Annotated in this window: 16 protein-coding genes; 4 read left to right on the top strand and 12 right to left on the bottom strand. The window is 64.6% G+C overall.

From position 1 onward, the window contains the following. The first annotated feature begins 26 nt into the window (after nt 1–26). Entirely contained in the window at nt 27–3755 is a 3729-nt protein-coding gene (gene mfd / locus ACSVHC_RS04200) for a transcription-repair coupling factor (RefSeq protein ID WP_439180611.1), read from the top strand. A gap of 3 nt (nt 3756–3758) precedes the next feature. Then, nucleotides 3759–4565, top strand: a complete 807-nt coding sequence (locus tag ACSVHC_RS04195; RefSeq protein ID WP_437772949.1) for a metal-dependent hydrolase — start codon at nt 3759–3761, stop codon at nt 4563–4565. 9 nt (nt 4566–4574) lie between these two features. On the opposite strand, the gene ACSVHC_RS04190 is transcribed toward ACSVHC_RS04195, so the two are convergent. The 6 genes from ACSVHC_RS04190 to ACSVHC_RS04165 form a co-directional block, all read right to left on the bottom strand. After that, nucleotides 4575–5600, bottom strand: a complete 1026-nt coding sequence (locus ACSVHC_RS04190) for an OmpL47-type beta-barrel domain-containing protein (protein ID WP_439180610.1) — start codon at nt 5598–5600, stop codon at nt 4575–4577. A 101-nt stretch (nt 5601–5701) separates the two neighbouring features. Continuing rightward, nucleotides 5702–5926, bottom strand: a complete 225-nt coding sequence (locus tag ACSVHC_RS04185) for a hypothetical protein (protein ID WP_284989806.1) — start codon at nt 5924–5926, stop codon at nt 5702–5704. 57 nt (nt 5927–5983) lie between these two features. Continuing rightward, a complete protein-coding gene (gene deoC / locus ACSVHC_RS04180; RefSeq protein ID WP_234750836.1) occupies nt 5984–6688 on the bottom strand; it encodes a deoxyribose-phosphate aldolase in 705 nt (234 codons plus the stop codon). Between the two features lie 181 nt (nt 6689–6869). After that, a complete protein-coding gene (locus ACSVHC_RS04175) occupies nt 6870–7778 on the bottom strand; it encodes an FAD-dependent oxidoreductase (RefSeq protein ID WP_437772951.1) in 909 nt (302 codons plus the stop codon). Between the two features lie 177 nt (nt 7779–7955). Beyond that, on the bottom strand, nt 7956–8903 hold the full coding sequence (locus ACSVHC_RS04170; RefSeq protein ID WP_437772952.1) for an acetoacetate decarboxylase family protein: 948 nt from the start codon (nt 8901–8903) through the stop codon (nt 7956–7958). Between the two features lie 79 nt (nt 8904–8982). After that, a complete protein-coding gene (locus ACSVHC_RS04165) occupies nt 8983–9993 on the bottom strand; it encodes a LacI family DNA-binding transcriptional regulator (RefSeq protein ID WP_437772953.1) in 1011 nt (336 codons plus the stop codon). A gap of 133 nt (nt 9994–10126) precedes the next feature. On the opposite strand from ACSVHC_RS04165, the gene ACSVHC_RS04160 reads away from it, so the two are divergent. Further along, nucleotides 10127–11584, top strand: coding sequence for a sugar porter family MFS transporter (locus ACSVHC_RS04160; RefSeq protein WP_437772954.1), 1458 nt, complete (start codon nt 10127–10129; stop codon nt 11582–11584). On the opposite strand, the gene ACSVHC_RS04155 is transcribed toward ACSVHC_RS04160, so the two are convergent. Genes ACSVHC_RS04155 through nirB form a run of 3 tightly spaced genes read right to left on the bottom strand, consistent with a single transcriptional unit; the run spans nt 11581 to nt 16427 of the window. Further along, entirely contained in the window at nt 11581–12741 is a 1161-nt protein-coding gene (locus ACSVHC_RS04155; RefSeq protein ID WP_439180608.1) for a uroporphyrinogen-III synthase, read from the bottom strand. The two genes, ACSVHC_RS04160 and ACSVHC_RS04155, sit on opposite strands and share 4 nt — an antisense overlap. A gap of 10 nt (nt 12742–12751) precedes the next feature. Further along, nucleotides 12752–13786: a uroporphyrinogen-III C-methyltransferase gene (cobA, locus tag ACSVHC_RS04150; RefSeq protein WP_437772956.1), complete on the bottom strand. Its 1035-nt coding sequence runs from the start codon at nt 13784–13786 to the stop codon at nt 12752–12754. Nucleotides 13787–13799: 13 nt separating this feature from the next. After that, on the bottom strand, nt 13800–16427 hold the full coding sequence (gene nirB / locus ACSVHC_RS04145) for a nitrite reductase large subunit NirB (RefSeq protein WP_437772957.1): 2628 nt from the start codon (nt 16425–16427) through the stop codon (nt 13800–13802). A 280-nt stretch (nt 16428–16707) separates the two neighbouring features. On the opposite strand from nirB, the gene nirD reads away from it, so the two are divergent. Then, nucleotides 16708–17079, top strand: coding sequence for a nitrite reductase small subunit NirD (gene nirD / locus ACSVHC_RS04140; RefSeq protein ID WP_437772958.1), 372 nt, complete (start codon nt 16708–16710; stop codon nt 17077–17079). Here the strand turns inward: nirD and ACSVHC_RS04135 are convergent, their stop codons facing one another. From ACSVHC_RS04135 to ACSVHC_RS04125, 3 genes are all read right to left on the bottom strand, one after another. Beyond that, entirely contained in the window at nt 17080–18864 is a 1785-nt protein-coding gene (locus ACSVHC_RS04135) for a phospho-sugar mutase (RefSeq protein WP_437772959.1), read from the bottom strand. A gap of 154 nt (nt 18865–19018) precedes the next feature. Continuing rightward, the gene (locus ACSVHC_RS04130; protein ID WP_437772960.1) at nt 19019–20680 is read right to left on the bottom strand and encodes a glycoside hydrolase family 32 protein; all 1662 of its coding nucleotides are present in this window, start codon (nt 20678–20680) and stop codon (nt 19019–19021) included. Between the two features lie 106 nt (nt 20681–20786). After that, nucleotides 20787–22391, bottom strand: coding sequence for a glycoside hydrolase family 68 protein (locus ACSVHC_RS04125; RefSeq protein WP_437772961.1), 1605 nt, complete (start codon nt 22389–22391; stop codon nt 20787–20789). Nucleotides 22392–22638 lie beyond the last annotated feature (247 nt).

Raw genomic sequence — 22638 nt, 5'->3', positions numbered from 1 at the left:
CTTCCCTCTTCCGAGGAGTGCCATCCATGAGCCCCAAAGGCCAACCGTCAGCGGTCAACTCCGGAGTCAGCCCTGCCGGCACTGTCGCATCCCTTGGTGGACTGCGGCGGGCCCTGGGTGAGGACCGGACCTTCGCCCGGGTCAGGCCCGAGGCCTCGCGGGCCTTCACCGAACGCAGCTCCGATTACCAGATCAGCGCCCCGGCAGGCTTGAGGGCGGCGCTGCTCGCGGAGATGGCCGACGGACTCGCCTCCCAGGATCTTGAAGCCACCGCTGTGGTGTTGGCCGTGACGGCCACGGGTCGAGAAGCCGAGGACCTTACCGCGGCCTTGGCTGCCTATCTCCCCGCGGACTCGGTGGCGGCCTTCCCCAGCTGGGAAACCCTGCCGCACGAACGGCTCTCCCCGCGCTCGGATACGGTGGGCCGCAGGCTCGCGGTTTTGCGCCGCCTGGCCCACCCGGAGAGCTCGACGGCGGGTCCCCTGCGAGTGGTCGTGGCGCCGGTTCGCGCAGTAGTCCAGCCAGTGGTGGAGGGACTGGGAGAACTGGTTCCGGTGACGTTGAAGGTGGGGCAGGAAATGCCCTTCACCGACGTGGTACGCCGCCTTGCCGACGCTGCCTATTCGCGAGTGGACATGGTTACCCACCGTGGTGAATTCGCCGTCAGGGGCGGTATTTTGGACGTTTTTCCACCCACCGAGGACCACCCGATCAGGGTGGAATTCTTCGGCGACGAGGTGGACCAGATGCGCTGGTTCGCCGTGGCAGACCAGCGTTCGCTCTCCGGACCGAGCGTGCACCACCCGAGCGAATTGCACGCCCCGCCTTGCCGGGAAATCCTCATCACGCCGTCGGTCATGTCTCGGGCAGCCAAGCTCAAGGCCGAGATGCCAGCCGCCGCCGACATGCTGGAAAAGATCGCGGGCGGCATCGCCGTCGAGGGCATGGAGTCCCTGGCTCCGGTTTTGGTGGACGCGATGGTGCCTTTCGTGGACCAGCTGCCGGCAGGTTCCATCGGTGTGGTCATCGAACCGGAGAAGGTCCGCACCCGCGCGCATGACCTCGCGGCCACCAACGAGGAGTTCCTCGAAGCCGCCTGGTCCACGGCGTCCGACGGCGGGTCGGCGCCCCTCGATCTCGACTCGGTGCTGGGCTCCCAAGCCGCTTCAGCGTTGCATGCGGCCAGCTTCCAGTCCTTGACCGACACCCGGCACGCGGCGCTGGCCCACGGTGTTTCCTGGTGGTCCATCACCTCACTGGCCACGGACGAAGAACTTGTCCTCGATATCGACGTCCTGAACCTGCACGCGCGTGAACCGCGCGGGTACCAGGGCGACGTCGCGGAGATGCTCGAATTCATCGGTTCCCACGTGCGGGACCAATGGCGCATCGTGGTGGCGACGGATGGCCCTGGGCCTGCCCAGCGTCTCGCCGAGTTGTTCCACGATGCCGACATCCCGTGCTCCCGCGTCGAATCCCTGGCCCATGAACCCCAAGCCGGAATCATCGAGGTGACCACCGCCGCCGTCGGACGCGGTTTTGTCTTGGACGGCCTCAAACTGGGGCTCCTTACGGAAGCCGACCTCCTGGGCCGTACTTCCGCCGGGTCCACGAAGGACATGCGGCGCATGCCCTCCAAGCGGCGCAACGCCGTCGACCCCCTCCAGCTGCACGCCGGCGATTTCGTGGTCCATGAACAGCATGGAATCGGGAAGTTCGTGGAGCTGATCCAGCGCAAGGTGGCTGGCTCCTCTGCTGGTCCTTCCGGTGGAGACGCGGGTCTTCGCGAGTACCTCGTGCTTGAGTACGCGGCGTCCAAGCGCGGTGCCCCCGGCGACCGGCTTTTCGTCCCTACGGACCAGCTCGACCAGGTGACCCGCTACGTCGGTGGCGATACGCCGTCGTTGAGCAAGATGGGCGGGGCGGACTGGGCGAGCACCAAGTCCAAGGCCCGCAAGGCAGTCAAGGAAATCGCGGGTGAGCTCATCAGGCTGTACTCGGCACGCATGGCTTCGCGCGGGCATGCCTTCGCTCCGGACACGCCGTGGCAGCGGGAGCTGGAGGAAGCATTCCCGTATGTGGAGACGCCGGACCAGCTCACCACCATCAACGAGGTCAAGGCCGACATGGAACGCGAGATCCCCATGGACCGTCTGGTCTCGGGCGACGTCGGCTACGGAAAGACCGAGATCGCCGTCCGGGCGGCGTTCAAGGCGGTACAGGACGGCAAACAGGTCGCAGTGCTGGTTCCCACCACGCTGCTCGCCCAACAGCACTATGAGACCTTCACCGAACGCTTCTCCGGATTCCCCTTGCGCGTCAAGCCGCTGTCACGGTTCCAAGGCGCGAAGGAAGCCAAGGAGACCATTGAGGGAGTCAAGAACGGCTCCGTGGATGTGGTCATTGGCACGCACCGCCTGCTGTCCAAAGACTTCGAGTTCAAGGATCTCGGCCTGGTGATCGTCGATGAGGAGCAGCGCTTCGGCGTGGAGCACAAGGAAGCGCTCAAGAAGATGCGCACCAACGTGGACGTCCTCGCCATGAGCGCCACCCCCATCCCGCGTACCTTGGAAATGTCCCTCACGGGTATCCGCGAAACATCAACGCTGGCCACACCGCCGGAGGAGCGGCACCCGGTGCTGACGTATGTCGGGCCGTTCACCAACAAGCAGACGTCCGCGGCGATCCGGCGTGAACTCATGCGCGAAGGCCAAGTCTTCTTCGTTCACAACCGTGTGTCCTCGATTGAGCGCATCGCCGCCCAGATCCGGGAGCTTGTCCCCGAGGCCCGCGTCGAAGTGGCCCATGGACAGATGTCCGAGAGCCGCCTGGAAAAGATCATCGTGGATTTCTGGGAGAAGCGCTTTGACGTCCTGGTCTGCACCACCATCATCGAGACCGGGCTGGATATTTCCAATGCCAACACCCTGATCGTGGACGGCGCGGACAAGTACGGCCTCTCCCAGCTCCACCAGCTGCGTGGCCGCGTGGGCCGTGGCCGCGAACGCGCCTACGCCTACTTCCTGTACCCCTCCGAGAAGCCGCTGGGCGAAGTGGCTCTCGAACGGCTCAAGGCCGTCGCGGCCCACAACGAGCTGGGGGCAGGCATGCAGCTGGCCATGAAGGACCTCGAAATCCGTGGTGCCGGCAACCTGCTGGGCGGGGAGCAGTCCGGGCACATCCAAGGGGTCGGCTTCGATCTGTACATCCGCCTGGTCGGCGAAGCCGTGGCCGAATACCGCGGCGAGGCGGAAGAGAAGGCCGCCGACATGAAGATTGAGCTGCCCGTCAACGCCCACTTGCCGCACGACTACGTGCCCGGCGAACGCCTGCGCCTCGAGGCCTACAGGAAGCTGGCCGGGGCCATCACCAACGAGGCCATCGACGAAGTGCTGGCTGAACTCGTGGACCGTTACGGCGAGCCGCCGCTGCCCGCGAAGAACCTGATCGCCGTCGCACGCTTCAGGGTGGGTGCCCGCGAGGCCGGGCTGTCCGACGTCGCGCTCCAAGGCAACTTCATCCGTTTCTCGCCCGCCCAGCTGCCCGAATCGAAAGTCATGCGGCTCAACCGCATGTACCCCGGCTCGCAGATCAAGCCGGCCCTCGACGCCGTGTTGCTCCCCAAGCCCAAGACGGCGCGGATCGGCGGCCGCGACCTGCAGGACGCCGAGATCCTGGAGTGGGCCAACACAGTGATCGAAGCTATCTTCTTCCCGGCTTCGCCGACGTCCAGCGCTTCGCAGACCGCAGGCTAAGCGATGATGGGAGGACACCACGCCGCGTCCGGGGCCGCGGCGTGGATAGCTATCGCTTCAACCGGCCCGTACGCCTTGGGCTGGTACCCGCTGGACGCCACCGGAGTCCTCATCGGAGCGATGACGACGGCGGGAACTGCTTTGGTGTGCGATTGGGACCACCGCTCAAGCACCATCGCCCACTCCCTGCCGCCGCTGTCGAACGTGATCGCCGTCGGGATCGAGAAGGCCAGCGGAGGGCACCGGCAGGGAACCCATTCACTGTTGGGCGCCTCGGCCTTCGTGGTCCTCGCCGCCATGGCCGCCCAGTTCCAGCTTGATACTCCCGTGGGCCGTTTGTCCGTGGGGGCCGGACTGTTGTGCATGTTCATGATCAACCTGGCCGCCAAAGCCCTCAAGCTGTTCCCGAATACCGGGTGGATCGCCAACTGGGTGTTCGCTCTTATAATGGCCGGGCTGGTCACGTGGTTCGCCCCGCATCAGTGGAGCTGGCTGCCCCTGTCCATGCTCACCGGCGTCGGGATCCACATTGTCGGCGACATGATCACCACCGGGGGAGTGCCGCTGCTGTGGCCCATCGTCATCAAGCCGCCGAAGTTCTGGCGCAAGCTGCCCCTCGTCAGCGGGATCTGGCGGGCCAACGGCGCCTTCTCCGTCCCCTTGCTTGGCAAAGCCGGTTCGCGGCGGGAATGGCTGGTCCTGATTCCCGTGAGCGGCTACGCCATGGTTGGACTTGGCCTGGCGGCGTGGGCATTGCTCCGGAACCAGTGGCCGGCACTCCTCGGGCTCATGTTGGGGTTGGGTGGGTGACGGTGGATTCTAGAATCGCGAGGTCATGCCGCCCGTGAAGCTCCCGGACAGAGGGTTGCCTGCCTTGTCCGCAGCGCCTGACACCGGGGTGTAGACGGGATTTACCTTGTTGCTGGTAGATCCCGCTGTGCCTGAACGGTTCCCCTGCAGGGTGATGACCAGTGTCCCGGATGTCCAGGTCATCGTGGACAAATCGAAGCTCAGGGGCGTCTGGCCGGTGGCATAGGCACTGACCAGGTCCACGCTTCCAAACGACCAAGCCGAGCACGTGGCGGGGCTGGCGAAAGTCAGCTTGTGGTCTAGGCCGATGCTGGCGGTGCCTCTTGCGGACTGGGCAGAAGCGGAGGAGGAATCCCAGCCACTGCACAGTGTGCGTGGGTCCATGTCCGGGGGAAAGACGATGGTGAGGGTGTCTCCCGCGTCGGCTTCCTTTGAATTTTGCGGACCGCCGTTGGCCATTGTGACGGAACTGACGGTAGGGGCCATGGTGTCGATGTTGATTGTCTGGGACTGGGATGTGACGTTGCCAGCGACATCCGTGGCGGAGTAGGACACCGTATGGGTTCCGTCGGCGCCGCTGACATTCACTGCCGCTGTGGCCGCGTTGACGGTGGATGGGGTGCCGTTGTCCACCTTGTAACTAATGGACGCGACCCCCGAACCGCGGACGTCCGTCGCGCTGAGGTTTACAGTCACCGAGCTGGTCCTGTTGTAGCCCAGGGAGTTTGGCGTTGGGGAGATTGAGGCCCCCACGACCGGATAAGTGGTGTCGATCTTAACCGTTTGAGTGTGGGAATCGCTGGGGTTCCCTGCGACGTCCGTGGCGGAGTAGAACACCGTGTGGGTGCCGTCGCCGCCGCTGACGGTCACCGCCGCTGTGGCTGCGTTGACGGTGACTGGGGTGAGGCTGTCCACGTGGTAGGTAATGGATGCGACACCCGAACCGCCCGTGTTGTCCACGGCGACGAGATTGACCGTGACCGTTCCGGCGCGGTTGAAGCCCGCGCCATTCGGCGCTGGGGAAACCGAGGTCACGCTGATGGTGGGTGGAGTCGAATCAGAAGTGGTGGAGTCGCATTTAAACTACTGTGGCCCCGGACTGAAAAGTCCGGGGCCACAGTTTTTGTATTTAGGTCTTAGCTTTCGCCAGCCGAGTTGGAGCGGCCGAGAATGGTCTGCGGGATCCAGAAGGCAAGGCCAAAGAGGACCAGGCAAACGGCCATCGGCCAGGTGTTCTCCAGCGTCAGGAAAGTCAAGGAGTAGATGGCACCGAGGAACAGGACCATGCTAAAGACAAAGAGCAGAATGCTCTGGCCCATAGGGTTTTCTTTTTCGATGGGCTGGCTGGCGTTCTGGGACATGCTTTCCTCCTCGGCCCCGGGGGGGGGGCTCAAAAACTATGGCGGCTGCCGGGAAACTCAGTACGCGGATGAACCTTGTTCACCTTTGACGATGGCAATTCCGGAGCTCGCACCGATACGTGTTGCACCAGCAGCAATCATAGCCTGTGCATCGGCCAGGGAACGTACTCCACCGGAGGCCTTGACGCCGAGATCCGGACCCACTGTCTTGCGCATGAGGGCCACGTCTTCCACTGTGGCGCCGCCACCGTTGAAACCGGTTGAGGTCTTCACGAAGTCCGCCCCGGCTTCCACCGATGCCTCGCAAGCCAGGACCTTCTGCTCGTCATTCAGCAGGGCAGTCTCGATGATGACCTTCAGGATGGCGCCGCCGGCGTGGACAGCCTCCGCGACGGTCGTGATGTCATCCACCAATGCGCCTTTGTCGCCGGCACGGGCCGCGGCGATGTTGATCACCATGTCGATTTCATCCGCACCGTCCAATACGGCGCCACGTGCTTCGAAGGCCTTGACGTCGCTGGGAGTGGCGCCGAGCGGAAAGCCGACAACCGAGCAGGTGAGCACTCCGGAACCCTTGAGTGCCTTCGTCACGGTCTTGACCCAAATCGGATTGACGCACACCGACTTGAACTTGTACTCGGCCGCCTCGGCGCAGACTTGGCGCACTTCGGCTTCGCTGGCTTCCGGCTTGAGAAGAGTGTGGTCGATGTATGAAGCGATGCTTGCACTGTTGTCCAGTGCGCTGGAGGCTTCGTTGCTCATGGAGGTCCTTCCGTGGCGGGCCCGGTGTGCCGCAAGGGTCGCGGCTCGTCAAATGACCATCTTGCCACACTGCCCGGCTGCCGTGGAGGCTCCTTCAGCGCGGCTGGCGGGCCGGGTATCGGGCTCCCTGAGACTCCCTTCCCGGCCCGCACTTAGGCCCCCGCCTCAGACCCGCGTCCCCTCAGGCCGCTGCGGCGGAGCGTGCGGAACGCGGAGGCCGCGTAGGACTGGGAGTGCGGAGACTGGCGTCTTCCTCAAGCCTGGCAGCGCAGTGTGCCGCGGCGGCATTCGAGGAGAAAACGAGCCCAAGGCGCATGCCGTCCCGCGAGGCGGCGTCCCCGATCGCCCAGATGCCCGGCGCCGATGTGGAGAAATCGCGCCCCACCCTGATACCGCCGTCGGGAGCTGTCTGCAGGCCCGCGCTTTCAGCGAGCCCATTGCGGGGGAGCCGTTCCTCGGCGAGCACCACAAGATCGCCGTTCATGCTGCTCCCGTCCTCGAAGACGATCCCGGTAGCCGGCAGGACTGAACCGGCGACGGAAGGCATGACGGCAGCTGGACGCAAAGTGGTTCGGATGGGGCGTACTCCGCGGGCGCGCAGCACGGCCTCGGCCTGGCCAGCCGCCGGACCGGTGCCAACCAGAATCCCCAGCGGACGACGGCCCAGGACCCTGGTGATGTCCTTGACGGCGGTGCCGATCTGCTCGGCGTCGTCGATGGTGGAGTAGTTGAGGCTGCATGCTGCGCCTTGGACCGGCGGGTACATGGGGGACGAGCCGGTCGCAATCACCAGCTGATCGTAGGGGAATTCGAGGCCTTCGGTGGTGGTGACCGCGCGGGCCTGGACATCGATGAAGCTAGCGGCCTGGCCGAAACGCACGGAGACCTGGGGGAGGGCGGCTAGCTCCAGGAGGGCATCGGGGCACTCGTCGCGGTTGCTCAGGACGGTGATAGTGCCATGGAACGCTGCCGTTCCGGACTGTCGCGAAGTAGTGCTGCTGCCTGTCAGTCGACGGACCAGGGCCTGGGCTGCCGGCCCGGCTCCTGCGATGACGAGGTGGATCGTGCCTGCGGACGGGGGGATGGACATGGTGGGTCCCTTCGCTGAACTGAGCTGTGGTTGATGTGCCTGTGCCCAGCGTAGGCGGGGGGTTTTTCGGTGGTGTTTCCCTGTTGTTGCCATTTGGCGGTGGCCCGTTCCCTGATGGTTACCAGCCGGTAATGAGTTGGATCACACAGGCGCCGCCGCGGCGTCAATCCTGCACGCCTAGTGCGCTGTGAGGGAGCGGTCCGGAGGTGCCAGCCACTCCCCGCTCTGGCCAAGCCCGACTACGCTGTCCATCGTGCCTCCGCCGCTCAGCGCCGCCGCACCTGTTTCCGTAGGAGCCGTGAGGAACCACGCTTCGACATGGTCGTCCAGGAGGCTGTGTGCTTCGGGAAGCCACGCGGTGAACACTGGCTTGGGTGCCACGTGGAGGGTTTTCAAGGGCGCGACGCCGGGAGTGTCGCCCAGGATGAGCCGCGCCTGGGCCTGCCTGCCGTAGGCGACGTCCGCGGTGCCCTCGATATAGCTGACCGACTTCCAGAGCATTCCACGGAAGGCGCAGTAGTTGGAGACCGCGAGCCTCACCGGGAGCCCGACCGGAGCAGGCTTTTCGATTTCGATATAGCAGCCCAGCCGTCCGTCCTGGTCGTACTGGGCTGAGACGGTGGCGTCTGTGACTACGAAGTCGAGGTTGGCCTGATGCTGGGGCATGCCCCAGATTCCCTTGCCGCACTTGACCGAGATTTCGGTGTTGACCGGCAGGTCCACCACGAACTGGCCAAGCCTGAACGACTTCTGGAAGAGGAGCGGCAGAAGCGGCGGGACGGGCCGGCTGCCGTGGGTGATGGCAATGGCCAGGGAATATTCGATGTATGTGCCGATATCCGTCGACGTGTGGTTGACCACCATGACCAACAGCAGGGCTTTGCCGCCGAGGCTGAAGGGTCGCATTTCCTTGCCTGGAAGCAGCCCAGCGGCGGCGCGTTTGTTGATGGGAAATGCCGCGATCAGCATGGGGGAGTTGTTCGACTTGAGCGGCATCACGCGACTGATGCCATCCACTTTGGCGTACTGGCCGCTGAGTTTGATCTGGCGGCGTGGGACCGGCGAGGGAAGCAATCTGTGGAAGGACCTGTGCATCGCCGCGTGCAGCTGTGCGAAGTTTTTCATGGCCGTTCCTCCGGACCAAGAGCGAATCTACGGCCATGGTCCCACCGGGCCGGGCATCTGTCCATGACGCGACGCGGAATCAGCGTCTGGGCGCCGCCGTTGAGCTGCGGACCACCAGGTCGGGCGTGAGGCGCTCGTCCGCGATGGGAGCCTCGGGATTGTTGAGCCGGTTCATTGCCGCGGCTCCGGCGATGTTTCCCAGTTCTATTGCGTGGAGATCGACCGAGGTCAGGTCGATCCCGTGGAGCCGGCCGGTCCGTGAATTGTCGTAGCCCACCAGTGACAGGTCCCCGGGAATGGCCATGCCCCTCGCGTAGGCGGCTTCTCGTGCTGCCAATGCGAACTGGTCATTGTGGGTGAAGATGGCTGTCGGGCGGTCCGCGGAGTCAAGGATTTCAATTGCGGCACGCATTCCGGCATCTTGCGTGAAGTCATCGGCCGGTACGGTCCGGGGAACCATTCCTGCGCCGCGCATTGTCTTCTCGTAGCTCCTTCGGCGGACCGTATGGCCGTCGTAGTCGGGCCCGGCCAGATGGGCGATCCGGGTGTGTCCAAGGCTGAGAAGGTGTTCGGTGGCGGCGCGGGCGCCGGCGTCGTCGTCCGAATACACGCTGTCGACGCCGGGTACGGGCCGCGCGACGCTGACGATCGGGACTATTTGTGCAAGTTCCTGCACCCGTTCGTCCGGGTCGAGCAGCGTTGCGGCGATGATGATCCCCACCCGCGCCTCAATCAGCGAGTCCACGGCTCCCGCGTCCACGCCGTCGATAGACTGGGAGACGCTGAGGATGAGCCGGTTGCGGGCTTGGGGGAGTGCCATCCTTACGCCGCTGAGGATGTCGGCATAGACCTCGTTGTGGATGTCCATCAAATAGAGCCCGACGGCGGAGCGATGCTTGCGTGCAAGGTCGGCGGCGGCCGCGTTGGGCCGGTAACCGAGACGTTTTGCAGCGTCGAAGATGGCCTGCTTCGTCTCGCCGCTAACACCGGGAGCATCGCGGAAGGCGAAAGACACAAGCGTGCGTGAGACGCCGACTTCACGAGCCACATCGCTCTGTGTTGCGGGACGGAGCTGCCGGTCAGGACCCATGCCCTCATCTTCCCATGGCCGGGAAGTCTCAATTAAGTCATTTGTTAGATTGACCTTACATTTAAGTCTTTCGCGCGTTAGTCTGTTATTCAGAGCGGGTGTATGACCCGCATCACAAGACAAAGGAGTCCTGATGTCTGCTACGCAAAGCCATAGGGGAGTCGGCAGCGCAGTCGCGCTTCCTCCGCTGACCAACGGCCCGCATCGTAAGCGCCTTGGCCTGGTCGCACTGATTGCCACCTTCGGCGGCCTGCTGTTCGGTTATGACACGGGTGTCATCAATGGGGCGCTCCGGCCAATGACGGCCGAACTCGGCCTCACCCCGTTCACCGAGGGCATCGTTGCCAGCTCACTCGTGTTCGCGGCGGCGATCGGCGCCCTTTCGGGCGGACGCATCTCCGACGGGTGGGGGCGCCGCAAGACGATCATTCTGCTAGCGGTGCTGTTCTTCGCCGGCACCTTGGTGTGCGTGTTCACGCCGAGCTTCGGGGTGCTCGTGGTCGGCCGCGTCCTGCTCGGTCTCGCCGTCGGTGGCGCTTCAGCGGTGGTCCCGGTGTTCCTGGCGGAGATGGCCCCGTATGAGATCCGGGGCTCCCTGGCGGGCCGCAACGAGCTCATGATCGTCGTCGGCCAGCTGGCGGCCTTCGTCGTCAACGCCATCATCGGCATCGTATGGGGCGACGTCTCCGGCGTGTGGCGCATCATGCTTGCGGTCTGCGCGTTGCCGGCGATCGCGCTGTTCTTCGGAATGCTCCGCGTGCCTGAGTCGCCGCGCTGGCTCGTCGAGAAGGGCCGGCACGATGAGGCCCTCGCGGTACTGCGGTCCGTCCGCTCCGAGGACCGCGCGCTCGCAGAGCTCGGCGAGGTCGAGAACGTCGCCAAGGAGGAGCAGGAGAGCCAGCAGATCGGCTGGCGCGCGGTCTTCAGCAACAAGAACCTGTTCCGCATTCTGCTCGTTGGTATCGGCCTGGGCGTCGCCCAACAGCTGACCGGCATCAACTCGATCATGTATTACGGCCAGACGGTGCTTGTCGAGTCGGGCTTCAACGAGAGCGGCGCGCTCATCGCGAACATCGCGCCCGGCGTGATCGCGGTGGTCGGCGGCGTCATCGCGTTGTCTTTGATGGACCGGATCGACCGTCGCAAGACCTTCATCCTCGGGCTTACTCTGACCACCAGCTGCCACCTTCTGATCGGCTTCGCCTCAATGATGTTGCCCGTAGGCAACCCGATCCGCCCGTACGTGATCCTCTTCCTGGTGGTTGCCTTCGTCGGGTCCATGCAGACATTCCTGAACGTCGCGGTGTGGGTCTACCTGTCCGAGGTCTTCCCGCTGCACATGCGCGGCTTCGGCACCGGCGTCTCGATTTTCTTCCTCTGGGTCGTGAACGGCTTCCTCTCGCTGTTCTTCCCATCGCTGGTCGCAGGGGTCGGGATCACCGGCACCTTCTTCCTCTTCGCCGTCGTCGGGGCACTGGCCCTGGTCTTCGTCGTCAAGCAGGTCCCCGAAACCCGTGGCCGCACCCTGGAAGCACTCGAGGAAGACGTCACCACCGGTGCCATCTACCTCGTCCACAAGAACCACAGCTAGACGCGGAGCCGGTAACCCCGTTTGACCACGGTTTCCACGAGCTTTCCGTCCGGCAGCGAGGACCGCAAACGGCTCACCGTCATGTCTAGGGCATGGACCGAGCCACGCAGTTCCAGAAGATCGGAAAGCGCTTCGCGGGACAACACGGCTCCCCCGGCTCCCAAAAGCGCCCGCAGCAGGAGTAGCGGAGCCGGGGCCAGCTCCACCACGGAACCATTGATCCTCAAGCAACGCCCGCGCAGCTCGATGTTCCCTGCGGGAGTGTCGAGCCGGCGCACATGGTTCAGGGCCAGATGTTCGGTGACGAGCCGGATGAGCGCACCCATGCGGTAGCGGTCCGGGATGAGGGGGGTAAGCCCGGCGTCGATCAGTGGCTGTGCAGTGACGGGCCCGACGGCGGCAACGGTCACCTGGGTCTTGAGGGCCTCGATCAGCTGGCGGTACATGCCCATTTCGTGGGCAGTGCTCCACATGGCGTCTACGGCCGGTGCGCTCGTAAAGGTGAGCACATCCAAGTCTCCACTACAGGCGGCTTCGATCAGGCGCGGCAGCTTGTCTTCGCCGTCGGGCTTTACCCAGCGGTAGGGGGTGACTGTGAGGACCGTTGCCCCGGACATGCGGAGGCGCTCCAACTGGCGCACATCGGTGTAGCCGTGCAATTGCACGGCGACGGTCTTGCCGCGGACGCCTTCCTGAAGGAGCATGTCCACCAGGGTGGCGGTGGTTTCGTCACTGCTGATCCCGACGTCGGCAAGGCCCGCCGCGCGGACCGCACCACGGGCTTTTGGCCCCCGCACGAACATGCGACAGGCAGCCAGGACGTCGAGAAGTTGCTCGCCGATGCCGAAGGAGTCCGCAGCCTCGCACCAGCGCCGCATGCCGTAGGCAGTGGTGGCGATGCAGATATCGGGTTTGGCCGCGATGATCGTTTTCGTGTCCTCGATGAGCGTGACGTCTTCCTGGACCGGCGCGATCTTCAAAGCCGGAGCGTGCAACACGGAAGCGCCGCGCCGTTCAAGCGCCTCAATCAAGTCACGTGAACGCCTGTGTGAAGTCACTCCGATGCGGAAACCGTCCAGCGGCGCATCGTCGGTTGGTACGGGGGTGGCCAACGGCGAGCCTGCATCGATGGAGTCTAGGGCATTCAACGTAGTCATGTGTGTTCTTTCAGGCTTCAAGGAGGGAAGCTGCGAGGAGGTTGAGGTCTGCGGTGGCTTCGGTGTGATTGCGGTTGGCTTCGGCCACCCGGACCACTTCGCCAATAACCAGGACGGCCGGGTTGGTGCAGCCTGCGGCCGCGGTTTCAATGGTTCCGAGTTCGGCGATGGTAGTGCGTTGTCCGGGTCGGTAACCGCGCTCGACGACGGCCATGGGCATTGCCGGGTCCATCCCGGCCCGGCGGAGCCCGGCGGCGAGCTGCGGGAGGGTCCCGATGCCCATGAGGACCACGATGGTCCCGCCGAGCCCGGCCAGGTGCGTGTGCTCTTTCTCGGTCAGAGGTGCGTGGCCCGAGACAACCGTGAACATGTGGCTGACCTCGCGGTGCGTGACGGGAATGCCCGCGGCCGCAGGGACAGAGATGGCGCTCGTGACGCCCGAGATGACGCGGACGGGGATGCCCGCCCGCACACAGGCGCTGACTTCTTCGCCGCCGCGGCCGAACACATAAGGATCACCGCCCTTGAGCCGGACCACATTCTTCCCGGTCAGCGCGGCGTCGACCATGAGTTTTTCGATGTCGCATTGGGCTACCTTGTGGTGCCCGGGGCGTTTGCCGACGTCCACCATTTCCGCGGACGTCAGTTGCGCCAGTTCCGCGTAGGGGGCGAGCCGGTCGTAGAAGACGACGTCGGCGTCCCGCAGCGCGTTGACCGCGCCGATGGTCAACAGATCGAGCGCGCCGGGGCCGCCGCCCACCAAGGTGACGTGGCCTGACTCGCCTGCGGCAGGTTCGCTGGCGACCGGGATCCCCGTCTTCCGGCAGCGTTCGAGCAGGGGTTCCCAGCCGGGCTGGCCGTCGTCGACAGCCGCGACCAAAAAGGGGCGTTCGGGCAACGGGCCGTCAGCGTCGGCTCCGTCGGGGGTGCTGAGCCGATGGACGACGGCGCCGGCGGCTTCGTAGCGCCGGACGGCCTGCCGCGCGGCGTGAGCGGAGCCTATGACCAGAACGTCGCGGCCTGTGAGGTCGATGGTGAGCTGCATGGCTTCTTGCTCCTTAGTCCTGGCCGCGAACGGGGATCGTGCTGGCGATGAGGACGCCGCCTTTTTCCTCGTTGGTGGCGGGGCGGATCTGGCCGCGTTCGGGGACGAAGGTGATGGCTTCGTCTTTCTGGTCGGGGGCGTTGACGAAGGAGCGGAAGCGGCGAAGGCGTTCCGGGTCTTTGAGTGTTTCGGCCCATTCGTCCTGGTAGGTGTCGATATGGCGGGCCATCGCGGTTTCGAGGTCGTTGGCGATGCCGAGGGAGTCGTGGATGATGACGTCTTCGATGTGTTTGAGGCCGCCCTCGAGCTCCTCCTGCCAGCGCGCGGTGCGCTGGAGCCGGTCCGCGGTGCGGATGTAGTACATGAGGTAGCGGTCGATGTATTTGATCAGGGTGTCGTCGTCCAGGTCCTGGGCGAGGAGTTGCGCGTGGGCGGGCAGGAAACCGCCGTTGCCGCCGACGTAGAGGTTCCAGCCTTTGTCGGTGGCGATGACGCCGACGTCCTTGCCGCGCGCTTCGGCGCATTCGCGGGCGCAGCCGGAGACGCCCATTTTGAGTTTGTGCGGGCTGCGAAGGCCGCGGTAGCGCATCTCCAGGTTGATGGCCATGGCGACGGAGTCCTGGACGCCGAAGCGGCACCAGGTTGAGCCCACGCAGGATTTCACGGTGCGCAGGCTCTTGCCGTACGCCTGCCCGGATTCGAAACCGGCCTCGACGAGTTCCTTCCAGATCTCCGGGAGTTGTTCGAGGCGGGCGCCGAACATGTCGATGCGCTGGCCGCCAGTGATCTTCGTGTACAGGCCGTACTTCTCCGCGACGCGGGCGATCACGCCCAGGCCCTGCGGCGTGATTTCGCCGCCTGCGATGCGAGGGACCACGGAGTAGGTGCCGTCTTTTTGCATGTTGGCCAGGGCTCGGTCGTTGGTGTCCTGCAGGGTGCCGCGCCCGGCGCCCAGGACGTATTCGCTGTTCTGGCTGGCAAGGATGGAGGCGATGGTTGGCTTGCAGATGTCGCAGCCCGCTCCGGTGCCGTATTTGGCCAGGATGTCTTCGAAGGAGTCCAGTTCCAGGACGCGGATGGCGTCGAAGAGTTCCTGGCGGGAGAGGCTGAAGTGCTCGCACAACGCCTTGGAGACTTCGATGCCGGACTTCTTCAGCTCCCCCTCGAGGAGCTTCTTGAGCATCGGCACGCAGGAGCCGCACTGGGTGCCGGCCCGCGAGCACGTCTTCAGTTCGCCGAGTTCCCGGACGGGGGTGTTGCCGTCGCAGGAGCCGCAGCCGTTGATCGCGTCGCGGATGGAGCCGGCGGGGACGTTGTTGCAGGAGCACAGGATCGCGTCATCGGGCAGTTCGGTGTCGGGGGCCTCCCCGCCGCCCGCGGCGGTGAGGTAGGCGCCCGGTTCGGCGGGGAGTTCGCGGCCGAGCAGGGGGCGCAGGCTCATGTACGGGGTGGCGTCGCCGACGAAGATGCCGCCGAGCAGAGTCTTGGCGTCGTCGGTGGTGACGATCTTCTGGTAGACGCCGCGGGCGGGGTCGGCGTAGACGATTTCCAGGGAGTGCTCGGTTGTGGCGAACGCGTCGCCGAAGCTGGCGACGTCCACGCCGGAGAGCTTGAGCTTGGTGGCCGTGTCGAAACCGGGGAAGGTCGCTTGTCCGCCGTGCAGGCGGTCCGCGACGATTTCGGCCATCGTGTTCGCCGGTGCCACGAGCCCCAGGCACATGCCCTCGAAGTTCGCGACCTCGCCGATGGCCCAAATGCCGGGAACCGGGGTGGCGCAGTGGTCGTTGATGACTACTCCACCCTTCTTGCCCAGTTCGAACAGCTGTTCTTTGCCAGCTGTGGGGTCTTGAGCGGCGCGGAATAGTTCATCGCGGGGGCGGATGCCGATCGACGCGATGACCATGTCGGCGGGAATGATGCGCCCGTCTTTCATGAGGACGCCGGTGACCTGGCCGTCGTCGTCGGACAATACTTCGGCGGGGTAGGTTCCCGTAAGAACTTCGAGTCCTTTGGCAGTGACCAGCCGGCCCAATGCCTGGCCGGCGCCCTCATCAAGCTGGGCGTTCATGAGCCAGCGCGAACCGTTGATGACGGTGGCCTGCGCGCCCAACTCCATGGTGCCCGCCGCTGCTTCCAGACCGAGGAGGCCACCGCCGATCGTCACGGTCTTGACGGTCCGGCCGAGCTTATCCGTGAGTTCGGCGATGGCCTTGTTGATGGCCCAGACGTCGTCGAGCGTGCGGTAGACATGGGCGAGGTCACCGCCGGGGAAGGGGAGTTCCGCCGCGTCCGAACCGGTGGCCACCACCAGGTGGTCGTAGTCGTAAGTGTTGCCGGCCGCGGTCTCCACCGACTTGGCTTCGGGGTTGATCTTGGTTACCCGCTCGCCAGTGCGCAGGTCCAGCGACTCGTGGGCCCACATGGACATGTCGCCTAGTGTGAGGTCGTAGTCCACATCGGTCAGGGCCTTGCTCAACGTGACCCGGTCATAGGGAAGATGCGCTTCCTCGGTCAGGACCGTGACGTGCCAGCCCTCGAGACCGCGGGTATGCATGGCATCGGCAAAGCGGTGGGCGGCAGGGCCTCCGCCGGCGACAACAATACGGCGCAGGTTTTCTGGGGTGGAAGTGTGTCCGGTCACTGGTGGCCTTTCGCATACGCCGCAGAACGTGCTCCGCAACTTGTCACTTCAGACTACGGACGGGCAGTTTCTCTTCAGTTTCCCTTTTGTTTCGTGGTCTTAACTTCTGGGTCACGATTGGATGTCGGGACGTGTGAGGTCTCTTTTACGCACCGGACACATTGACTGCGTTCCGGTGAAACACTCCCCGCCTACCTTGAACGTATGGCCGCGTGGCGGCCAACGCCTTAAAGGAACGGGCAGCATTTGTCCGGCCGCAGGCATAGCGAGAGGGGTTGACATGACCGTCATTCTGGAACGGGAAGAACAACTGACGAGCGCTCCGACGGCGTCCGGCTGGCACCGCGTATGCCCCTTGGACGAACTTGAGCCAGCTTGGGGCGAGGCAGCTTTGATCGACGGCGTGCAGGTGGCGCTCTTCCGCGTCGACGCCGACAATGTCTACGCGGTCGCCCAGCAGGACCCTGCAACCTTGGCCAACGTCATGGCCCGCGGCATCACCGGTTCCCGGGGATCACGCCCCACCATCGCGTCGCCGTTGCACAAAGAGGTCTACGATCTGCAGACCGGTGAATGCTATTCCAACCCCGGGCTGCGGCTTGCGGCATTCAGGACCCGCATGGTTGACGGCTTCATCGAAGTCGAACTCTAACTAGAGCCCCAGCGCTTCGCGGACGTCCGCGAGTATGTGGTCCAAAGTGGTCCGCGCGGCGTGGCGGGTTTCCGCGAGTTCCGCCGCGGAACCGACCGATTTGATGACCTCCAGGTAGCACTTGAGCTTTGGCTCGGTGCCGCTGGGCCGGATGATGACGCGGCTTAGGTCCTTGGTCAGGTAGAGGAGGCCGTCCGTTGGCGGAAGTTGTTCGGTTCCCTCGGCCAAATCCACAAAGGTCTCGATGGCCGAGCCGCCAAAGGACTCCGGCGGATCGGCCCGGAGCCGGTTCATCATGGCGTCCAGCAAACCAAGGTCCGCCACCCGGATGCTGAGCTGATCACTCGCATGCAGGCCGTGCACAAGGTAGATCTCGTCCAAGGTGTCGAAGATCGTCTTTCCCTCGGCCTTGGCAGCCGCCGCCAGTTCTGCGATGAGCAAGGACGCGGAAATGCCATCCTTGTCCCTGACAAGTTCGGGCGCCACGCAGTAGCCCAGGGCTTCCTCATAGCCGTAAACGAGTCCCGGTACCCGGGAAATCCACTTGAATCCCGTCAGCGTTTCCTCATGGGCGAATCCAGCCGCCGCCGCGATGCGGGACAGCAGCCGCGACGAGACGATTGAATTGGCAAAAACGCCCCGGCTCGCGTCGCCTTGCCGGGCATCCGCGCCTTGCCGGGCATCCGCGCCTTGCCGGGCATCCGCGGCGTGCCGGGCCACGACGTGTGCCCCAAGCAGGGCGCCTACTTCGTCGCCCCGCAACATCCGCCAAGCACCCGTATCAGGGTCCTTTGCCGCCACAGCCGCGCGGTCGGCGTCGGGGTCGTTGGCCAGCACGATGTCGGCATCCAAGCGCGCCGCGGCCGCCAAAGCCAGATCCAGCGCGCCAGGCTCTTCCGGGTTGGGGAAACTGACCGTGGGAAAGTCCGGGTCCGGTGCTGCCTGCTCCTCGACGAGCGAGACGTCCGTGAAGCCGGCCGCGCTGAGAACCGAGACCGCGGTTTCACCGCCCACGCCATGCATGGGGGTCAAAACGATCTTCAGCTCACGGGCCGGGAAATTCTCGACGTCGGCCAAGCCAGCCATCGCAGCCTCATACTCGCCGGTGATGGAATCGGGCAGCTCAGTCCAGCCGGATTCAGCCAGTTCAATGGAGTCCAAGGGGCCCACGGCTTCGATGCTTGCGGCGATCTGCGAATCGTAAGGTGCCACGATCTGGGATCCACGGCCGCTTTCCTCCACGGCCCGGCCGCCCAGGTACACCTTGTAACCGTTGTCCTGCGGAGGGTTATGGCTCGCTGTGACCATGACGCCGCCGTCGCAATCAAGGGAACGGACCGCGTAAGCCAGCAGTGGGGTGGGAAGCGCTGAAGGCATCAGGAAGGTGTCGATCCCGGCGGCCGTGAAGATGGCAGCAGACTCCAGGGCGAAGACATCCGAGTTGTGCCTCGCGTCATAGCCGACGACGGCGCGCGGCCGCGTTCCGGGGGAAGCGGCCTCAACGGCATCCTTGAGGAAGGACGCCAAACCTGCCGCTGCCCGCCGCACCACCACGCGGTTCATCCTGTTGGGACCGGGACCGAGGGCTGCCCGGAGTCCCGCGGTACCGAACTGCAGTGTTCCACTGAAGCTGTCTTCAAGCTGTTGACGGGCTGCAGCGACGCCGCTGGAGGCGAGTCCGGTCAGCTCGGACAGGGCTGCCGCAGTGATTGGGTCCGGATCCTGGGCAGCCCATTCGCCGGCGTCGGATATCAGCTTTTCAAATTCGGCATCGCTCGATGTCATAGGGATAAAGCTATCGTCAAAGGGAATGAATGCCGAGGTCACGGGCTATGTCAGCCGTCACAGTCCGGCCCACGCCACCCAACTGGCTCGCAGTTGTTGTCGTTATGAGGCGTCTAAACGACAACTAATGCGAGTCAGTTGGGCTCCTCGAGCGTCAGGGTTGCTGCCGCGTGCTGCTGAGTTTGAAGCTCGCCGCGCCACCTGCGCTGAAGGCGGCCGCACCCGTGTTGCCCCATGGCGGAAAGAAAATGTCCGAAATGACTACCGAGCCGTCCTGTGTGAAGACCTCTACGGACGAGGAATCCAGGAGGATGCGGAGGCGGACCTTGCCGTCCTTCATGGGCACGGATGCTTGGTGGTAGGGGCTGAATTTCGGCGAGAAGTTGGAGGTTCCGGCCGCGGAACGGTCCACTTTCAGGGTCTGGCTTGCGCGGTTGTACGAGATCCGGAGGCCTGCCTTTCCGTCCGACGAGGCCCGCAGCACCATGCCGGCGTCCGCTGAGCCCGCAACGTCCATTTCGGCTTCGATAAGCTGGGTTCGGGACCCGAATTCGCTGCCGAGGGACTTCGTGGAGTCAGTGACGGTGAGGTTTTCGCCATGTACTTCACTGGTGTTGGCGTTCGTGAGCGCATCCGCGGCGGGCGGGGCGATGGTCGAATGGAGCTCGAAGCGGCTTCCCGTAGCTGCGAGGGTGAGTTGGCGGGGGATGGCCATGGATCCGCGCCACGGGGTGCTCGGGACGGACTGCGCATAGTCCCAATTCCCCATCCAGCCGAGCAGTACCGGCTTTCCACCGGGAGCCGCGGAGATGGTGTTGGCGGCGTAAAAGTCCGCTCCATGGTCCAGCCATTGCGAGTCCGTCAGTGGGTCACCCGGCTTCGCCGCGTTTTCCGCCGTGAACCGGGTGCCGTCGAAATCGCCCACGAAGTACTGCATGCCCGAGCCTCCTGCGATGCCTCCGGGGTTGATGCTCACGATCATGACCCACTTCTTCAGTCCGTTGGCGCCGTCGACGTCCATCTGGAGAAGTTCGGGAACTTCCCAGAGGCCGCCCTGGGCCCCCACCCCTGAGAAATCGCTGAGGAAGCTCCAGTGCAGCAGATCCGTGGATTTGAACAGTTTCACCACTTGGGCGTCCGCTACCACCGTGGTCATGACCCAGTATTTGCCGGGCTCGTACCAAGTGATCTTGGGATCGCGGAAGTTGTTCGACGCCGGCTGCAGGCTGAGCACCGGATTGCCTTTGTACTTGGTCCAGGACGTCCCATGGTCGAGGCTGTAGGCCACGGACTGGGCCTGGCTACCCTTGGGCAGAGCCCCGCCTTCTCCGTATGAGCTGGTGTAGAGGGCTACCAGCGGCGGGTTTTCAGCTGTGCCCAGGCCGGAGGCGTTCTTGGTGTCCGGAACGATCGCGCCGGAAAAGATTTCCTCGCTGGCGGAGCCTTCCATGGCCACCGGCTGCTGGGTCCAGTGGACCAGATCGGTGCTGGTGGAGTGGCCCCACGACATGTCTCCCCAGAAGTTGCCGTGCGGATTGTGCTGGTAGAACGCGTGGTAGGTGCCGTTTTCGTAGACAAGCCCGTTGGGGTCGTTGATCCAGTTTTGCGACGCTGTCAGGTGCGCGGCGGGCCGCCACGGGTCCGATTCGGACGGTGCGGGTGCAGAGGTTCCGACGGCGGATGGCGGGTTCGTCGCAGGCCGCGAGGAGTCCGGCGTCGGAGTGCAGGAGCTCGCGAACATTGCCACGACGACGGCGACGACGGCGAGTACCGCCTTGCGGGCGGGCCGGAGCGGGCATTGGGGAGAGTGGAGCATGGGACTTCCTGGGTTGTGGAGCGGGGCGCCCGGGGTGAACCGGGCGCCCCATAATCGCCGGGCAGGCAGCAAATCATCTGCCCGCCCGGCTGGAATTGACGGTGGCCTACTTGTAGAGGCCTTCCCCTCCAACGCGGACGTTGGTGGGGAGGTAGCCGAACGGGCCGAGGCCGTTCTTGCCGAAGCTGCGGTCAACCTGTGTGACGCCACCGGCGAAGTTGATCTTTACCGTGGGCGAGAGGGACCCTCCACGGACTCCGTCGACATTGTCGATGAATGACTGCACCAGGCCACCCGGCTGCACGTAGTGCGAGTAGGCCTGGAACTGACGGCCGTTCTGTTGTGCCGACTGGGTGCCGCTCGGGTTGTTCGCCGGGAGGTTCAAGTCGGTCGGCGAGCCGAGCGCGAGTCCCGAGTTGTTCACCGGCTGGAAGTCCGAACGGACACCGTTGCCAACAAAGCCGTAGACGCCGTCCGGGCCACGCATGCCATCGGCGTAGGTGAACTGGTGGCTGATGGTGAACAGGTAGTACTTGTTCTTGCCGTTTTCGTTCTGGATGAAGATCTGCGGGCGCTCGGTCTGGTCGTTGACGCAGTTGGCGGACAGGATCGGCGGCAGGAAGTGCCACTGGGTCAAGTCCTTGTTGTCGGCGACAGCCAGGCCGACGCTCGCGGTCTGGAACCACGAGCCGGTGGTGGTGTTGACCATGTTGGTGTTCTCGGCGTGGGGATCGCCTTGCTGGTAACCAAGGTCAGCATCGGTGCACTTGTAGGAGCCGCGGTTTCCGGCGGTGTTGCCCTCAAAGACCATGAAGGTCTGGCCTGGGTGGGCCGGGTCTTCGAAGGTGTACGGGTCACGGAAGGCGAAGCCGGCGTTCTGGGCCTTGGTCTGGTACAGCTTTCCGTCCGGTTCGAGCAGCTTGGTGTGCTGGAACCCGTCGAAGGTCACACCGTTCTTGTCGGCGTGGATGTTGCCGAGAGCCTTGGCGATGACTGCGTCCGGAGCGATCCCGCCGCCTCCCGCGTTGCGCTCTGCACGGTCGTAGAACGTGGTGGCCGTGTAGAACACGTTGACGTGGTCACCCTGCATAAGGCGCGTGGAACCCGACCATTCGGTGTTGCCGATGGAGGTGTTGTCCAGGAACAAGTGGCCGCCGTAGTTCCACTTGTCCTTCGCCGGGTCGGCGTTGGTCTTGCGGAAGAAGTAGCCGATGCGGGCGTTCCAGTGGCGCTGGTCGAAGCCGTAACCCGCGTGGCGGTCGGCGACGAGGGAGAAGATGACGTCCCAGCCCTTGTAGCTGATCTGGTTGGCGTTCTGGTCTGTCAGGGACCAGGTGTCCCAGACCCAAACGTCGTCGTTCATGGCCGGGAAGTCCTTGGGGATCTCCGGCATGGTGACGCTGGGGCTCATGGAGTTCTGGCCGGGGGTCACGTTCGGGTTGCTCTGGGCCATGATCTGCTTGGCATCCGCCCGCGTCCATTTGGACGTGAAGCTTGCTGCGGGATCAAAGGCTTCCTGCGTGTGGACCGTCGGCAGCGGGAATCCCGGCGTGGGGGCCGGCATCGTGGTGGCCGGCTTGTCGGCGGGCAGGTTCGCCTGGGCTGCCGGGGATGCCATCAGTACCGTGGCGGCCACACCGGCAGCGGCCGCAAAAGCGGCTGCCGACCGCAGTCGGCGGCGCGGCCTGTTGGGGTTTGAGTGAGATTTCATGCTTGCTCTTCTCGCGGAGGTTGGACTACGGGGGAATGGGCGCAAGCCCTTGTCCGAACTCCGGCGTTCCCGGTAACACCGATGGCGTCGTCAGGAACGCCATCGTCTCGGGTGGATGAGGATTCATAAGAGGCCCCCATCCTGCGGTCCTGGCACGTCGACTTGCCGGGACCGATCAAAGCTTGACGCGCGCTGAATGTGGCCGCAACTCGTGTTTCGCGAGGCATTCCGGGCCATAGGCCACATG

Source organism: Arthrobacter sp. KNU-44 (assembly GCF_051843155.1).
Taxonomy (GTDB): domain Bacteria; phylum Actinomycetota; class Actinomycetes; order Actinomycetales; family Micrococcaceae; genus Arthrobacter.
This window is presented reverse-complemented; position numbering and strand designations above follow the sequence as displayed.

What these genes read in the sequence shown, in the direction of transcription:
- mfd (WP_439180611.1), top strand. Translation starts at nt 27, where the DNA reads ATGAGCCCCAAAGGCCAACCGTCAGCGGTCAACTCCGGAGTCAGCCCT.
- ACSVHC_RS04195 (WP_437772949.1), top strand. Translation starts at nt 3,759, where the DNA reads ATGATGGGAGGACACCACGCCGCGTCCGGGGCCGCGGCGTGGATAGCT.
- ACSVHC_RS04185 (WP_284989806.1), bottom strand. Translation starts at nt 5,926, where the DNA reads ATGTCCCAGAACGCCAGCCAGCCCATCGAAAAAGAAAACCCTATGGGC.
- deoC (WP_234750836.1), bottom strand. Translation starts at nt 6,688, where the DNA reads ATGAGCAACGAAGCCTCCAGCGCACTGGACAACAGTGCAAGCATCGCT.
- ACSVHC_RS04175 (WP_437772951.1), bottom strand. Translation starts at nt 7,778, where the DNA reads ATGTCCATCCCCCCGTCCGCAGGCACGATCCACCTCGTCATCGCAGGA.
- ACSVHC_RS04170 (WP_437772952.1), bottom strand. Translation starts at nt 8,903, where the DNA reads ATGAAAAACTTCGCACAGCTGCACGCGGCGATGCACAGGTCCTTCCAC.
- ACSVHC_RS04165 (WP_437772953.1), bottom strand. Translation starts at nt 9,993, where the DNA reads ATGGGTCCTGACCGGCAGCTCCGTCCCGCAACACAGAGCGATGTGGCT.
- ACSVHC_RS04160 (WP_437772954.1), top strand. Translation starts at nt 10,127, where the DNA reads ATGTCTGCTACGCAAAGCCATAGGGGAGTCGGCAGCGCAGTCGCGCTT.
- ACSVHC_RS04155 (WP_439180608.1), bottom strand. Translation starts at nt 12,741, where the DNA reads ATGACTACGTTGAATGCCCTAGACTCCATCGATGCAGGCTCGCCGTTG.
- cobA (WP_437772956.1), bottom strand. Translation starts at nt 13,786, where the DNA reads ATGCAGCTCACCATCGACCTCACAGGCCGCGACGTTCTGGTCATAGGC.
- nirD (WP_437772958.1), top strand. Translation starts at nt 16,708, where the DNA reads ATGACCGTCATTCTGGAACGGGAAGAACAACTGACGAGCGCTCCGACG.
- ACSVHC_RS04135 (WP_437772959.1), bottom strand. Translation starts at nt 18,864, where the DNA reads ATGACATCGAGCGATGCCGAATTTGAAAAGCTGATATCCGACGCCGGC.
- ACSVHC_RS04130 (WP_437772960.1), bottom strand. Translation starts at nt 20,680, where the DNA reads ATGCTCCACTCTCCCCAATGCCCGCTCCGGCCCGCCCGCAAGGCGGTA.
- ACSVHC_RS04125 (WP_437772961.1), bottom strand. Translation starts at nt 22,391, where the DNA reads ATGAAATCTCACTCAAACCCCAACAGGCCGCGCCGCCGACTGCGGTCG.